This is a genomic window from Streptomyces sp. NPDC058674, from assembly GCF_042716505.1.
GTDB lineage: Bacteria > Actinomycetota > Actinomycetes > Streptomycetales > Streptomycetaceae > Streptomyces.
The window spans coordinates 1-13,990 of the sequence record NZ_JBHXSC010000020.1 but is presented as its reverse complement, the minus strand read 5'-3'; the positions used below and the strand labels follow the sequence as shown (position 1 = coordinate 13,990).

The window sequence follows — 13,990 nt, the reverse complement described above, 5'->3', positions numbered from 1 at the left end:
CGGCCGGCGGGGCTCAGAGGATCACGTGGGGCAGGAAGCGGGCGTACTCGTCCGTGACGGGCCCCGCGGATTCCCGGATGCCGAGTCCCGCCGCCTCGTCCTCGACGACCCACGCGCCGAGCACCACCCGGTTGCCGTCGAAGTCGGGCAGCGGGGCCAGGCCCTGGAAGCAGTACCGCTCCCCCTCCTGCGGGGTGAACGGCTCGCCGTCCCCGCCGCTCTCGTGGAGGGTGACCCCGGCGCCCTCGCGGCCCAGCAGCGGCTTGGCCGCGTATCCGGCGGAGCCGGGCTCCGCCAGCTCGCGGGGGCCGTCGAGGTAGGCGGGCAGCAGGTTCGGGTGCTCGGGGAAGAGCTCCCACAGGATCGCGAGGAGCGCCTTGTTGGAGAGCAGCATCTTCCACAGCGGCTCGATCCAGCAGGTGCTGCCGGAGCCGCCGCCGTGGTCGTAGGTGCCGAGGACCTGCGGGCCGAACTCGTCGGCGGCCAGCCACTCCCACGGGTAGAGCTTGAAGCAGCTGCGGATGAAGCGCAGCTTCTCGTCCACGAACCGGCCGGACAGGCTGTCCCAGCCGATCTGCTCGACGGCCAGGCCGACGGTGGCGATGCCGGCCTGCTCGGCGGTCTCCTGGAGGTAGGCGACCGTCATCAGGTCCTCGCCGAGCTCGTCGGTCTCGGAGTGCGCGAAGTGCAGCGGGCCGGCGGGCAGCAGCTCGGCCTGTCGGCGCCAGGCGTCGACGAGCCGCTCGTGCAGGGAGTTCCACTGGTCGGCGCCCGGGAAGCGCTCCTCCATCCAGAACCACTGCGGGCTGGCCGCCTCCACCAGGGATGTGGGGGTGTCGGCGTTGTACTCCAGCATCTTGGCCGGGCCGCCCGCGCCGTCGTAGCGCAGGTCGAAGCGGCCGTAGAGGGAGGGCTGCTCGGCGCGGCGCCGCCAGGACTCGGCGATCTGGGCGGCCAGCCGCGGGTCGGTGATCCCGAGGTCGGCGAAACGGTCCTGCTCGACGATGTGCGCGGCGGCGGCCAGGCACATGGCGTGCAGCTCCTCGACGACGTTCTCCAGGGCCTCGACCTCGGGGAGCGTGAAGGAGTAGTAGGCGCTCTCGTCCCAGTAGGGCCGCAGGGAGTCGTCGGGGTAGCGGGTGAGGGGGTAGATCAGGCCCTGCTCCTCGACGGTCTTCTGCCAGTCGGGGCGGGGTTCGATGGTGTGCCGCTTCATGGGTCCTCAGCCGCCGCTGGAGCCGGACTTGCTGCCGCCGATGCCGCCGCGGGTGACGGCGGACTTGTCGAAGCTGCCGCCGGAGACCTTGCCGTTCACGACGCTACCGCCGTAGTAGTAGGCGCCGCGGCCGCCGCTCTTGCAGTCCTTGTCCTTCAGCTTCTCCATCGTGGAGCGCGAGGCGCAGCGCTTGTCGGGCTCGTCGCTGCTGCCGCAGGCCACGAGCGTGGCCGCGAGCAGGCCCATCCCGCCGAGGGCGACGACGCCGGAGCGCATGCGGCGCTGGTTGGTGCTGCTGCTGTCCATCTGGCTGCTCCCCCTGGGTGACGTACTGCCGACAGACTAGAGCGGGCCCCCCGTGCGATGGAATCCGGCCGTCGTGAGATCCGTGACCTAGAGTCGGTTCGTGCTCATTGGGATGGTTTGCGCGCTCGGTGCGGCCCTGTGCTTCGGTACGGCGTCGGTCCTACAGGCGGTCGCGGCGCGGGCGGCGGAGCCCGGGACCGGCTCGGGGGTGGACCCGGCGCTGTTCCTGCGGGCCGTACGGCAGTGGCGGTACCTGGCCGGGCTGGGACTGGACGGCGTCGGCTTCGTCCTCCAGATCATCGCGCTGCGGCACGTCCCGATCTACGCGGTGGGCGCGGCGCTGGCCGCCAGCCTGGCGGTGACGGCGTTGGTCGCGGCGCGGCTGATGGGGGTACGGCTGACCCGCACCGAATGGGTCGCGGTCGGGGTGGTGTGCGCGGGCCTGCTGATGCTGGGGCTGGCCTCCGGCGAGGAGGGTTCGGGCACCGGGTCGCTCGCGCTGAAGTACGGGCTGCTCGGGGTGGCGGTGCTGGTGCTGCTCGTCGGCGCGGTGGCCGGACGGCTGCCGGACGGTCCGCGGGCGCTGGTGCTCGGCCTCGCGGCCGGCACCGGCTTCGGGGTGGTGGAGGTCGCCGTCCGCCTGATCGACGGCTTCTCGTGGCGGGAACTCCTCAACCCGGCGCTGCACGCCCTCCTGCTGGGCGGCGCCGCGGCCTTCCTGCTGCTGACCTCGGCGCTCCAGCGCGGCTCGGTGACGGCGGCGACGGCCGGCCTGGTGCTGGGCGAGACGATCGGCCCGGCGGTGGTGGGGGTGGTGTGGCTGGGCGACCGCACCCGGGAGGGTCTGGCCTGGCTCGCCGTCCTGGGCTTCACGGTGGCGGTGGCGGGCGCGCTTGCGCTCGGCCGCTTCGGCGAACCGGCCCCGGAGCCGGGCCCTACCCGGCCCTGACCCCCTCCACGAACGCGGCGAACGCCCCGGCGGCGAAGTCCAGCACGGGTCCGCCGGGGTTCTTGGAGTCCCGCACGGGAACCACCCCGCGCGAGGCTGCGAGGTTGGTGGCAACCTCGACGCACGCGCCACCGTTCTCGCTATAAGAGGACGTGAACCAGCGGGGGGATTCGGTCGTCACGGGGTGCCCTTTCGCAGCCGGAGAGTACGTACCTACTCCGCCTTGATACCCACGACGAACGCCGCGAACGCCCCGGCGGTGAAGTCCAGCACGGGCCCGCCGGGGTCCTTGGAGTCCCGCACGGGCACGACCCCGCGCGAGGCCACCAGATTGGTGGCGACCTCGACGCATTGACCGCCGTTGTTGCTGTACGAGGACGTGAACCAGCGGGGGGATTCGGTCGTGGTCGTCACGGGGTGCCCTTTCGCAACGTACGGATCATGGCCACGGATGCCGCCTGGGAGAGCGCTTCGGCCTGTAGCTGATGGTAGGCCGTCAAAGCCGGTAGGACGGCTGTACTTTCCCGCTCAAGATAGCCCCGCTGGGCAGACTCGGCATACGACATAAGTGAGCGGTCCGGCAGAGTGAGGAGAGTGATGGGCAGGTCGAATGGACGGCGCTCCCCCAAGGCGAATTCCGCAATCTGAAGCACGGTGTTCGGCAGCTCGGCGAACTCTTCCAGGCGCTCCAACTGCGCGTCCATGACGCCGGGTCCGCCGATGGGCCTGCGAATGCAGCTCTCGTCCAGCACCACGAAGACCAAGGGGCTGGACAGCCGGATCAGCGATGCCTGCCGCTCCGCCACCAGCGAGACCCGCTCGTTCGCCTGGCCGGGCGTGATCGCCCCGCGCCTGACGGCGGACTCGGCGAGTACGGACGCGTACTCCTGGGTCTGCAACAGGCCGGGCATGACGCCCACCTCGTACAGTCTGATCTCCGCTGCCCGGCCCTCGTGTCCCAGGAACTCCGGGAAGCCCTCCAACAGGCTGCCGTGCCGGATCTCGCGCCACTCGCGCTCGAACGCGTCTCCGGTCGCGAAGGCCCGGTCGGCACTGCGCGAAAACGGCAAGGTCGGCACCTTCCGACCAGTTTCCACCGACGAGATGTGCGTGCTCGAATACCCCATCCGCTCGCCCAGCTCGTCCTGGGTCCACCCCTGCGCCTTGCGCGAGCTGCGCAGGCGGGCGCCGAACGCGGCCTGCGGAGAGCTCTCCGGATTCAACTCCTTGACGTTCACGCGGGTCGCACCAACCTTTCGTCCTCCCCTGACACGTTGAATGCTTCCCTGCGTGCGGCCACGCTGAACCTCCCCGGTAGCGGAACGACTACACAGAGGAGCGGCGCCATGCCCCACGCGTGCAACGAATGGCGGCAGCGGTTCAGCAGTACCCGGCGGGGCGCGCGGTTGGCGCGGGAGCTGGCGCTGCTGGAACTGGCCCGGTGGGGCTACCCGTTGGGCACGGGCGACAGCGAGCGGGTCGCGCAGGTCGTCGCCGAGCTGGCGGCCAACGCCGTGGCACACGGCTGCGTGCCCGGGCGGGACTTCGAGCTCGGGCTGCGGGAACTGGGCGGCGTCCTGCGGGTGGAGGTCTCCGACGCGCGGGCCGGGGAGGGGCCCCGGGTGCGTCCGGGGGTGCCGGACCACCCCGCCGAGCACGGCCACGGCATGCGGATCGTCGAGGCGCTGTGCGTCGCCTGGGGCGTCTCCGGCCGGGTCGTCGGCAAGACCGTGTGGGCGGAAGTGGCCACCCGGGCGGCCGCTACGGCAGTGCGGCCGTGAGCGCCTCCAGGGTCGGGGACCACGCGCTCGCGGCCGGGCTGCCGTAGCTGACGACCAGCGCGTCGCGCGCCGGCAACTCCGCCTGCGGGTGCCGGAACGAGGCGAGACCCTCCACGGCCAGGTCCTGCCACGCCGCGGACCGGACCACCGCACGCTCCGTCCCCTCCGGGAGGTCCAGCACCGCGTGCAGCCCCGCCGCGATGCCGGAGACCCCGACCCGGCCGGCCACGGCCGCGACGAGCTCGTCGCGGCGGCGCCGGTAGCGCAGCCGCATCCCGCGCACGTGCCGGTCGTACGCGCCCGAGGTGATGAACTGGGCCAGCGTGAGCTGGTCCAGCGCGCTGGAGGTCCCGTCGCCCGGGCCCCGTACCGCCAGCACCTCGTCCAGCAGTCCCGGCGGGAGCACCATCCAGCCCATCCGCAGCCCCGGGGCGAGGGACTTGCTGGCCGTGCCGAGGTACACCACCCGGTCGGGGTCCAGCCCCTGGAGCGCCCCCACCTGCTGGCGGTCGTAGCGGAACTCCCCGTCGTAGTCGTCCTCCAGGACCAGCCCGCCCGTGGACCGGGCCCAGTCGACCGCCGCCGCCCGCCGGGCCGGGGTCAGGGCCGCCCCGGTGGGGAACTGGTGCGCCGGGGTGAGCAGCACCGCGCCGGGCCCCGCGGCCAGCTCGCCCGTGCGGGCCCCTTCGCCGTCCACCCCCAGCGGCCGCGTCCGCAGGCCCGCCCGTTCCAGCAGGCCCCGGTGGATGTCCAGGCCGTACCCCTCGACCGCCACCTCCCGCACGCGCCGCGCCGGCAACACGCGCGCGAGCAGCGCCAGGGCGTGCGCGAAGCCCCCGCACAGCACGATCCGCTCCGGGTCCGCGTACACACCGCGCGCCCGGGCCAGGTAACCGGCCAGCGCCTCCCGCAGTTCGATCCGGCCGCGCCCGTCGCCGTAGCCGAAGGCCTCGCCCGGCGCCTCGGTCAGCGCCCGCCGGGCCGCCGCCAACCAGGCCGTGCGGGGGAAGCCGCCCACGTCCGGGGAGCCGGGCAGCAGGCTGTAGGCGAGCCCCCGCCGCGCGGGGTGCCGTACGCGGGGCGCAGCAGCGGGGCGCAGCGGCCGGGCCCGTTCGGCCACCCGGGTCCCGGAGCCCTGCCGGGCCGTCAGCCAGCCCTCGGCGACGAGTTCGGCGTACGCCTGCGCCACCGTGTTCCGCGCGACCCCGAGGTCGGCGGCGAACGAGCGCGACGACGGCAGCCGGGTCCCGGCCGGGAGCCGCCCGCTGCGCGCGGCCTCGCGCAGCGCCTCGGTGAGGCCGGCCCGCAGACCGCGCCCGGAGGCGAGGTCCACATGGAGGTCCGCGCCGAAAGTGGCCCACGATTTCGTCATGGACATGGACCATATCGGTGGGCTACTGGGCTCCTAGGCTGAAGCGCATGGCAACCACGGCGGAACACCCGCACCCCCGCGACCACGCCCACGACCACGCCCCCGAGCACACCCCCCGCCTCCCGTGGGCGAAGCTCGCCCCGGAGGTCTACAAGGCGGTCGCCGCTCTGGAGATCGCCTCGAAGAAGGGCCTGGACCCGGTCCTCGTCGAGCTCGTCAAAATTCGTGCCTCGCAGCTCAACCACTGCGCTTTCTGCCTCGACATGCACACCAAGGACGCCCTCGCGGCCGGCGAGAGCGTCGAGCGGATCGTCCAGCTCAGCGCCTGGGAGGAGTCGAAGCACTTCTACACGGAGCGAGAGCTCGCCGCGATCGAGCTGACGGAGGCGGTCACGGTCCTCACCGACGGCTTCGTGCCGGACGAGGTGTACGGGAGGGCGGCGAAGCTGTTCGAGGAGCGGGAGCTCGCCCAGCTGATCGCCGTCATCACGACGATCAACGTCTGGAACCGCTTCGCCGTCACCACCCGCATGGTGCCGGGCCACTACACGCCGGGCATGTACAGCACCAAGGGCTGATCAGTCGGTCCTGAAGGAATCCAGGGCGGCCGTCAGGCGCGCGCGGACCGCCGCGGGATCGGCGGCCGGGCCGGCCGCCAGCAGCGCCCAGCGCCGGCCGTCCGGGGCGACGACGATCCGCTCGATGCCCCGGCGACGGCCCCCCGCCTCCGCGCTGTCGTACTCGTAGACCAGCTCGCAGGCGCCGGCCGGCAGCGGGTCGACGGAGAGCTCCCGGTAGCCGGGGTTGCCGTCGTCCAGGCCGCGCGAGGAGAGCCGCAGCAGCTCGCACGCGCCGCTGCTGTCGGGCTCGGTGACCCGGAAGACCTGGAGCAGCGCGGTGCGGTCGCCGGGCGGCCGGTAGAAGGAGCCGCTGCCGGTCTCGTCGGTACTGGCCCGCCAGCCCGCGGGCACGGCGACCGAGAAGCCCTTCTCGTTGTGGAGCACCGTGTAGGCCGGGTCCGGCGTGCCGGTCGCCGGGGCGGCGGTCGGCGACGGGCTCGGACCAGAACTCCCGGACGGGCTCGCCGACGCGCCGGTCGGACCGGGCTGCGCGTCGGTGGCACCGGACGCCGTCGGGGGCGGCGCCGGGGCCTTCGGGTCGCCCTTGTCGAGGGCGAGCCAGCCCGCCACGGCCGAAGCGCCCACCAGCGCGGACCCGAGGGCCACCAGCAGCGGGGTGCGCCACGGCCGGTACGGGCGGGGTCCGGGGCCGCCGGAACCGCCCGCGCCGTCCAGGACGGGACCGTCCTGGAAGGGGCCGTCCTGGAAGGGGCCGTCCTGGAAGGGGCCGTCCGGCGGCCATCGCGGCGGGAGGGAGGGCGGAAGCGGAGGCGGGGGCGGAGGGGACGCCGGGGACTCCTGCGTCCACTCCCACCGCTGGGCCTCCGCATTCCAGCGCGCGCCGCCCGAGGCCACCGGTCAGCCCCCCAGCGAGGCGAGCAGTCCGCCGAGGGCGGCGGCCGCGTTCACCGACTCCACGAGCGGGGCCCAGCGCTCCAGCGTGCCGCGCAGCCGGGCGGGCAGGCCGGGACGGATCTCCCCGGTCTCCTCCAGCTCCCCGGCCGCCTCGTCGAGCTCGGCGTCGAGCGCCGTGCGGTCGGCGCCGCGGGGCAGGCGCACGAGGGCGGCGCGCAGCTCCCGTACGGCCTCCAGCAACTCCTCCGCGCCCGGGGTGTCCGCCCCCGTACCGCCGGTGTGGACGGTGTTGGTGTTGTTGCTTCCGCCGATGCTGAAGCTGCTGCTCTGCACGGTGCCGATGCGGACCTGGCCGGAGCCGGAGCCGGAGCCGGTGTCGCCGGCCGTCGCGCCGGTTGCCTCATCTGCCACTGCCGTTGCTCCCGTTCGTGTGATGGCTGACGCGGTTGCTGTTCCCGCTGCCGCCGACGCTGAAGGCGCTATGGTTCATCGACTGGATGAACACCCCGCCCTCCGCGACGTGGACCATGCGCTGGTCGAACTCGTCGGTGTGCCAGCCCGCTTCGTGCAGGGTCTCCTTGACCCCGACCACCACGCGCTCCTGGATGGTCTTCAGGTACCGGTCGAGGTCCATGAGGTGGAACAGGGACCCGTCGGACTGTGCGGCGATCTCCCGTACGGACAGCCCCGGCCCGGCCGGCAGCGCGCCCCGGTGGCCGGCCGTGGCCACGCGCCACACGCTGGCCGCGCCGCCGAACAGGGTCGCCAGCGAGGAGCCGAGCGAGCGGGGCGTGCGCCCCACGGCCGAGACCGCCTTGGCGAAGCGGTTGTTGTTCCGGTGGCGGTGGGCGAAGTCGTCGGCTCCCTGGAACCGCTCGCTGACCGGCAGCAGCACGTGCGGTGCCACCTCCAGCATCAGCATCCGCCCCTGCGTGTGGACGCGTACGAACACGGTGACGACGAGGTTCTCGTCCCAGCCGCCGACCCGGATGCGCAGGAAGTGGCGCCGGTGCTCGCCGCCCTCCTCGACGGCGTCCGCGCGCTGCTCCTCGTACACGTCGGGCCCGAACAGCTGCGGAATCCGTCCGGGGAGTCCGACGGCCGGCAGGAACACGCACTCGTCGATGACGAGTTCGCGCAGCCGGTCCCGTACGGAGGCCTGCGCCTGCGGGGACCCGTGCGGCGTCGGCACCCGCAGGGCCTCGAGCCTCGGCCGGATCCGTTCCAGGATCTGCGCGTTGTTGATGAGCTCCGGCGGCTCGGCGGCGGCTCGGTCGCCGCGCGGGCGCAGCTCCACGGCCAGGTGCCAGGGCCGGTAGGCCAGGCCCGCCCCGCAGAAGGGGTCGTCGACGCCGTACATGATCAGCTGGGCGTGCTGTTCGCGCCGGATGCGCTCCCGGGCAACGGCGAAGCGGACGCCGGCCGCCTGTTCGGCGGGGTCGGCCTCCGGGCGGGCGTACGCCTCCCGGTTGAGGTCGTGCAGGATCACCCGGGCGACGTGGCCGCGCTGGAGGCCGACGACGGTGACCACGGCGGCGAGCGCCGCCAACACCCACAGGACGGCCCCGCCTTCCCGCAGGCCGCCGCCGCTCGCGAAGAGGAACGGGTCGAGGCCCAGCATGCTCAGCAGCTCGAACAGCGGGCGCAGGAAGGACAGGATCTGGATGCCGCTGCCGAGGGCGACGACGGCCAGGGTGAGCAGCAGCAGCCCGGCCCACAGCCGGATCAGCGCGGCGAGGACGCGGCTCAGGACGCCGACGGCGCCCCGGCCGCGCGAGGCGAGCCAGGCGGCGATGCCGAGCAGCAGGAACGGCACCGCCACGACGAGGAGCGCTCCGCCGGTGAGCAGGGTGCCCGCGAACCAGGTGAAGACCACGCCGGCGGCCCAGCCCAGCTCGGCGCGGCGGGCGCGCAGGGCGTGGGCGAGGACACGGGCGGCGTCGAAGCCGTAGGAGGGCGCGACGATGCGCTCTTCGTGGACGTACAGCTCCTCGATCACGCGGTCGCGGTAGGCCGAGTCGAGGTAGGTGCCGGCGCACAGCAGGCGTCCTGCCTCGCTGAGCGACGGATGCACCGGTGGCCGGTCGTCCGAGGTCGAGCCCGTCCCCGTGGTCGTGCTGGTGGTCACCGAATCCCCCTGCGGTGTGCGGAGGGTAACGGTAGGTGACCGCGCGGTGTCACACCAGGCGGTATCGAGCCAAAAAAGCCCCGGCGCGCGAGCGCCGGGGCCTTTCGGAAGGAGCGGGTGGAGCGGTGGAGCGGTTCAGCGGTGGAGCGGGGCCGTCAGATCAGGCCGAGCTCGCGGACCGCGTCGCGCTCCTCGACGAGCTCCTGCACGGACGCGTCGATGCGCGCACGGGAGAACTCGTTGATGTCCAGCCCCTGGACGATCTCGTACTTCCCGTCCTTGGTGGTGACGGGGAAGGAGGAGATGATGCCCTCGGGGACGCCGTAGGAGCCGTCCGACGGGATGCCCATGGACGTCCAGTCGCCCGCGGCGGTGCCGTTGACCCAGGTGTGGACGTGGTCGATGGCGGCGTTCGCGGCGGAGGCGGCCGAGGACGCGCCACGGGCCTCGATGATCGCGGCGCCGCGCTTGGCGACGGTCGGGATGAAGGTGTCGGCCAGCCACAGCTCGTCGCTGACGACCTCGGCGGCGTTCTTGCCGGCGATCTCCGCGTGGAAGACGTCCGGGTACTGGGTGGCCGAGTGGTTGCCCCAGATGGTCAGGCGCTTGATGTCGGTGACGTCGGCGCCGGTCTTCTTGGCGAGCTGCGAGATCGCCCGGTTGTGGTCCAGGCGGGTCATCGCGGTGAAGCGCTCGGCCGGTACGTCCGGAGCCGCGGCCTGCGCGATGAGCGCGTTGGTGTTGGCCGGGTTGCCGACGACGAGGACCTTGATGTCGTCCGCGGCGTGGTCGTTGATGGCCTTGCCCTGCGGCTTGAAGATGCCGCCGTTGGCGGAGAGCAGGTCGCCGCGCTCCATGCCCTTGGTGCGCGGGCGGGCGCCCACGAGCAGGGCGACGTTCGCACCCTCGAAGCCCTGGTTCGGGTCGTCGAAGATGTCGATGCCCTTGAGGAGCGGGAAGGCGCAGTCGTCGAGCTCCATGGCGGTGCCCTCGGCCGCCTTCATGCCCTGGGGAATCTCCAGGAGGCGGAGCTTGACCGGCACGTCCGCGCCGAGCAGGTGACCGGACGCGATGCGGAAGAGCAGCGCGTAGCCGATCTGGCCGGCGGCGCCGGTGACGGTGACATTCACGGGAGTGCGGGTCATGGCCTTCTCCGTTAGACAGCTGGCGGTGGGGCGTCCCTGCCCCATGTGCTGGGAGGACGCCGCTCCCCGGCCCTGTGAATCTTGACGTGAAGAGACATCCGCCGTCAGGCTATCCGACCCGGGAGGGGGTCGACCCCCCGGTCCCTGTGGTCCGTGGCACACGAACCGGGGGTTCGAAGGCCGAAGAGGGCGCCACACCCCGGATTCCGGGCCTCGCGGCGGGTGTTCGGGCCGCCGTCGGCGGGGCCGTCAGACGGCGAATACCTGACCCGTCTGGTGGCCCTCGACGGACTTGACGTAGGCGTGGGCCGCGCGGGCCACCGGTACGGCGTCGAATCCCGCGAAAGTGTCCCCGTAGGCGTCGAGGGACTCCTCGAAGACGGTGGGGCTGACGGCGTTGACCCGCTGGCGGCCGGGGAGTTCGATGGCGGCGGCCTTGACGAAGGCCTCGACCGCGCCGTTGACGAGGGCGGCGACCGAGCCCGTGAGCAGCGGCTCGCGGGCCAGGATTCCGGTGATCAGGGTGTAGGAGGCGTGCGCGGGCAGGTGCAGGGCGCCCTGGCGGACCAGCTCGATCTGGCTGACGGCCTTGCCTTCGAGCCCGGCGCGGACGTCCGCGGTGGTGAGTTCGGCCAGCGGCCGCCACGGGACGCTGCCCGCGGCGCAGGCCACCGCGTCGACCTCGCCCACCGTCTCGTACATCGCCCGGATCGACTCGGGGTCGGTGATGTCGAGGAGGACGTCGGCGTCCTTGCGGGAGGCGGTGAGGACCTCGTGGCCGCGCTCGCGCAGGGCGCTGTGGACCGCCCGGCCGAGGGTGCCGCGGGCTCCGACGAGTACGACCTTCTTCTTCGCGTTCATGGTCCGAGCATCGCGTCGCCGGACCGTGCAGTCCAGCAGCTTCGGCCACAGCGATCGTCACGCCCGGCCCATGCCGTCCGTGCGGGCGGGCCCGGAGGAGGCGGTGCCGCTGCTGCGCCGGCGGCGCCTGGACCCGGTGGTCACGTACGCGTACCCGCTGCTCGGGGCGCACGCCGGCGCCCGGGACGGCCGCGGCGCCGCTCTTCGCCGACCCGCTGCGCCCGGCGATGCCCCGGGCCCTGGGGTCCGGGCGGGGATCGCGGCCCGGCCGGCGGTCGCGGCGACGCTCGCGGCGCCGGGGGACGTCGTCAGCGGACGGTGAACCGGACGGCGGTCTCCAGGAAGGGGACTTCCAGCCACGGCCTGGGCGTGGCGATCACCAGCGCGAGCAGCGTGATCGCCACGCCCAGCAGCCCGTACGTGATCATGTCGGTGAAGCGGGAGCGGACCGCGAGCATCCCCACCGACGGCAGGACCCGCCGCAGCACCGCGGCGGCGATCAGTGCGGCGCCGATCATCAGGCAGCCGACCCGCGGGTGACCCATCGCCGTGCCCAGCAGGCCGGTCGCGGTGGCGGCGAGCACGGCGAGCATCGGCCACTGGCGGGCGGGTGCGGAGACGGCCCCGGGGACGGCCCGGCCGCTGCCCTCGGGGCGCGCGGTGTCCCGGGTGACGGACGGGAACCGGCGGGACCGGGCGGGCGCGGGCGCGGGCCGGGACGCGGAGGCACGGGCGTGCGTGGGCGCCGTCACGGACGCGGGCGCGGCGGCGGACGTGGGGGCGGGCGCGGCGGCCGGGGCCGGCGCGGGCTCCGCCGCGGGCGCCGGGGCGGGCTCCGGCCTGGGCTCCAGGGCCGGAGCGGTAGCCGGCCCCGGCTCCGGGGTCGGCTCCGGGGTCGGCTCCGGCCCGGCCGAGGGGTCCGTTCCGCGATCAGCCTTCATCGGTGGTCCGCTCCGCCGCCTCGACGACGTTGACCAGCAGCTGTGCGCGGGTCATGGGGCCGACGCCGCCCGGGTTCGGGGAGATCCAGCCGGCCACGTCGGCGACACCGGGGTGCACGTCACCGACGATCTTGCCGTTCTCGTCGCGGCTGACGCCGACGTCGAGCACGGCCGCGCCCGGCTTCACGTCCTGCGGCTTGACCAGGTGCGGGACTCCGGCCGCCGCCACCACGATGTCGGCCCGGCGCAGCAGGCCGGGGAGGTCCCGGGTGCCGGTGTGGCAGAGGGTCACGGTCGCGTTCTCGGACTTGCGGGTGAGCAGCAGCCCGATGGAGCGGCCGACGGTGATGCCGCGTCCCAGGACGACGACGTGCGCGCCGTTGATCTCGACTCCGTGGTGGCGCAGCAGTTCGACGATCCCGTACGGGGTGCAGGGCAGCGGTCCGGGCTCGTTCAGGACCAGCCGGCCCAGCGACATGGGGTGCAGGCCGTCGGCGTCCTTGGCCGGATCCATCAGCTCCAGCACCCGGTTGGTGTCGATGCCCTTGGGGAGCGGGAGTTGGACGATGTAGCCCGTGCAGTCCGGGTTCGCGTTGAGCTCGCGCACCACGGCCTCGATGTCCTCCTGGGAGGCCGTCGCGGGCAGTTCGCGCTGGATGGAGGCGATGCCGACCTCGGCGCAGTCCTTGTGCTTGCCGTTGACGTACCAGCGGCTGCCCGGATCGTCACCGACCAGCAGGGTGCCGAGGCCGGGCGTGACGCCCCGGGCCTTCAGTGCCGCCACGCGGCCGGTCAGTTCGGACTTGATCGCGGCGGCGGTGGCCTTGCCATCGAGAATCTGGGCAGTCATGAACCCATACTCCCGGATGGAGCGGTCCCGGTTCCACTCAAGGCGTCCACCGGCGCGCACGGTTCATTGCACTTGCACAACAAGTCACGGGGCGGGCGGGAACCGGCTGGACAAGTCGTCTTCCGGCCGACGACGATGCAGCCTAATGAGTGCCGCGGGCAGGGCCGGGGGGCGGACCGCAACATCCCGTATTCCTCCGTGCGTATGCCGTGCGTCCCCGCACTTCCACGGAGGAACACCCCAAGATGAGCTTCGGCGACCCGAACAACCCGTACGGACAGCAGCCCCAGGCCCCGCAGGGCCAGCCCGGCTACGGCTACCCCCAGCAGGCCCCCCAGGGCGTCCCGCCGCAGGGCGGCTACGGCTACCCGCAGCAGGGCGCCCCCGCCGGCTACCCGGCCGGCCCCGGCGGCTTCCCGGGCGCGCCCGTCGAGATGCCGGGCGGCGTCAAGGGCGCCCGCATCATGCTCTACATCCTGGGCGGCCTGCAGGCCGTGGGTGCGCTCTTCGCCATCATCGCCTCCGCGTGGGTCGCCGACATGATCTCGGGCGCCGACACCTCGGGCTCGCTCAGCAGCGCCGACACCGACAAGGCCGCCGCCCTCGGCGCCGGTGTCATGATCGGCGTGGGCGTGCTCATCCTGCTCTTCGCGCTGTGGGGCATCCTCACCGCCGTCAAGCTGCCGAAGGGCCGCAACGGCATCCGCATCTCGGGCATCGTCTACGGCTCGGTCATCACGCTCTTCAGCCTCATCAGCCTGCTGGGTGCGAACGTCTTCGCGCTCGTCAGCCTGGTGCTCGGCATCCTCATCATCGTCTTCCTCGCGAAGAGCGACGCCAGCCAGTACTTCAACCGCCCGCAGTACTAGGCGCACCGGCGGTGGCCCGGCCCCGACGGCCGGGGTCACCGCCCGGCCCCTCGGGGCCGGTGAACGGCGAAGGCCGCGTCCCCCGCACTGCGGGGGA

General features: G+C 73.4%; 18 protein-coding genes. 5 read left to right on the top strand and 13 right to left on the bottom strand.

Translation table 11 applies throughout. The features are described from left to right. Nucleotides 1-13 precede the first annotated feature (13 nt). Together ACFWU6_RS13195 and ACFWU6_RS13190 are read right to left on the bottom strand one after the other, a co-directional pair. Nucleotides 14-1,216 carry a glutathionylspermidine synthase family protein gene (locus ACFWU6_RS13195; protein WP_383812171.1) on the bottom strand — a complete coding sequence of 401 codons (1,203 nt, stop codon included), beginning with the start codon at nt 1,214-1,216 and terminating at the stop codon, nt 14-16. Between the two features lie 6 nt (nt 1,217-1,222). Next, a complete protein-coding gene (locus ACFWU6_RS13190) occupies nt 1,223-1,522 on the bottom strand; it encodes a hypothetical protein (protein WP_383812173.1) in 300 nt (99 codons plus the stop codon). Nucleotides 1,523-1,634: 112 nt separating this feature from the next. On the opposite strand from ACFWU6_RS13190, the gene ACFWU6_RS13185 reads away from it, so the two are divergent. Then, entirely contained in the window at nt 1,635-2,471 is an 837-nt protein-coding gene (locus ACFWU6_RS13185; RefSeq protein ID WP_383980892.1) for a hypothetical protein, read from the top strand. On the opposite strand, the gene ACFWU6_RS13180 is transcribed toward ACFWU6_RS13185, so the two are convergent. The 3 genes from ACFWU6_RS13180 to ACFWU6_RS13170 are packed head-to-tail and all read right to left on the bottom strand — an operon-like array spanning nt 2,458 to nt 3,709. Then, nucleotides 2,458-2,652, bottom strand: a complete 195-nt coding sequence (locus tag ACFWU6_RS13180) for a DUF397 domain-containing protein (RefSeq protein ID WP_383980845.1) — start codon at nt 2,650-2,652, stop codon at nt 2,458-2,460. The two genes, ACFWU6_RS13185 and ACFWU6_RS13180, sit on opposite strands and share 14 nt — an antisense overlap. Nucleotides 2,653-2,684: 32 nt before the next feature. After that, nucleotides 2,685-2,885: a DUF397 domain-containing protein gene (locus ACFWU6_RS13175; RefSeq protein ID WP_383980843.1), complete on the bottom strand. Its 201-nt coding sequence runs from the start codon at nt 2,883-2,885 to the stop codon at nt 2,685-2,687. Next, the gene (locus tag ACFWU6_RS13170) at nt 2,882-3,709 is read right to left on the bottom strand and encodes a helix-turn-helix domain-containing protein (RefSeq protein ID WP_383980841.1); all 828 of its coding nucleotides are present in this window, start codon (nt 3,707-3,709) and stop codon (nt 2,882-2,884) included. Before ACFWU6_RS13170 ends, ACFWU6_RS13175 begins: the two co-directional genes overlap by 4 nt. A gap of 108 nt (nt 3,710-3,817) precedes the next feature. Here ACFWU6_RS13170 and ACFWU6_RS13165 point away from each other — a divergent pair, with 108 nt between their 5' ends. Beyond that, a complete protein-coding gene (locus ACFWU6_RS13165; RefSeq protein WP_383812180.1) occupies nt 3,818-4,252 on the top strand; it encodes an ATP-binding protein in 435 nt (144 codons plus the stop codon). Here the strand turns inward: ACFWU6_RS13165 and ACFWU6_RS13160 are convergent. After that, nucleotides 4,233-5,624, bottom strand: coding sequence for a PLP-dependent aminotransferase family protein (locus ACFWU6_RS13160; protein ID WP_383812182.1), 1,392 nt, complete (start codon nt 5,622-5,624; stop codon nt 4,233-4,235). The two genes, ACFWU6_RS13165 and ACFWU6_RS13160, sit on opposite strands and share 20 nt — an antisense overlap. A 47-nt stretch (nt 5,625-5,671) precedes the next feature. Between ACFWU6_RS13160 and ACFWU6_RS13155 the strand changes: the two genes are divergently transcribed. After that, entirely contained in the window at nt 5,672-6,202 is a 531-nt protein-coding gene (locus ACFWU6_RS13155) for a carboxymuconolactone decarboxylase family protein (protein ID WP_383812184.1), read from the top strand. Here the strand turns inward: ACFWU6_RS13155 and ACFWU6_RS13150 are convergent, their stop codons facing one another. The 5 genes from ACFWU6_RS13150 to ACFWU6_RS13130 form a co-directional block, all read right to left on the bottom strand. Next, nucleotides 6,203-7,099: a hypothetical protein gene (locus ACFWU6_RS13150; RefSeq protein WP_383980839.1), complete on the bottom strand. Its 897-nt coding sequence runs from the start codon at nt 7,097-7,099 to the stop codon at nt 6,203-6,205. 3 nt (nt 7,100-7,102) lie between these two features. Next, nucleotides 7,103-7,510, bottom strand: coding sequence for a hypothetical protein (locus tag ACFWU6_RS13145; RefSeq protein WP_383980837.1), 408 nt, complete (start codon nt 7,508-7,510; stop codon nt 7,103-7,105). After that, complete coding sequence (locus ACFWU6_RS13140; RefSeq protein ID WP_383980835.1) at nt 7,500-9,227, bottom strand: hypothetical protein; 1,728 nt, start codon at nt 9,225-9,227, stop codon at nt 7,500-7,502. The genes ACFWU6_RS13145 and ACFWU6_RS13140 overlap by 11 nt, the downstream gene beginning before the upstream one ends. 155 nt (nt 9,228-9,382) lie before the next feature. After that, entirely contained in the window at nt 9,383-10,372 is a 990-nt protein-coding gene (locus tag ACFWU6_RS13135) for a malate dehydrogenase (RefSeq protein WP_383812192.1), read from the bottom strand. Between the two features lie 249 nt (nt 10,373-10,621). Further along, nucleotides 10,622-11,233, bottom strand: coding sequence for a short chain dehydrogenase (locus ACFWU6_RS13130; RefSeq protein ID WP_383980833.1), 612 nt, complete (start codon nt 11,231-11,233; stop codon nt 10,622-10,624). Between the two features lie 25 nt (nt 11,234-11,258). Here ACFWU6_RS13130 and ACFWU6_RS13125 point away from each other — a divergent pair, with 25 nt between their 5' ends. Further along, nucleotides 11,259-11,555, top strand: a complete 297-nt coding sequence (locus ACFWU6_RS13125) for a hypothetical protein (protein ID WP_383980831.1) — start codon at nt 11,259-11,261, stop codon at nt 11,553-11,555. On the opposite strand, the gene ACFWU6_RS13120 is transcribed toward ACFWU6_RS13125, so the two are convergent. Together ACFWU6_RS13120 and ACFWU6_RS13115 are read right to left on the bottom strand one after the other, a co-directional pair. Beyond that, the gene (locus ACFWU6_RS13120; protein ID WP_383980829.1) at nt 11,542-12,174 is read right to left on the bottom strand and encodes a DUF3017 domain-containing protein; all 633 of its coding nucleotides are present in this window, start codon (nt 12,172-12,174) and stop codon (nt 11,542-11,544) included. The genes ACFWU6_RS13125 and ACFWU6_RS13120 overlap by 14 nt on opposite strands. Next, nucleotides 12,164-13,024: a bifunctional methylenetetrahydrofolate dehydrogenase/methenyltetrahydrofolate cyclohydrolase gene (locus ACFWU6_RS13115; RefSeq protein ID WP_383980827.1), complete on the bottom strand. Its 861-nt coding sequence runs from the start codon at nt 13,022-13,024 to the stop codon at nt 12,164-12,166. The genes ACFWU6_RS13120 and ACFWU6_RS13115 overlap by 11 nt, the downstream gene beginning before the upstream one ends. A gap of 245 nt (nt 13,025-13,269) precedes the next feature. On the opposite strand from ACFWU6_RS13115, the gene ACFWU6_RS13110 reads away from it, so the two are divergent. Beyond that, nucleotides 13,270-13,893, top strand: coding sequence for a hypothetical protein (locus ACFWU6_RS13110; RefSeq protein ID WP_383980825.1), 624 nt, complete (start codon nt 13,270-13,272; stop codon nt 13,891-13,893). Nucleotides 13,894-13,990 lie beyond the last annotated feature (97 nt).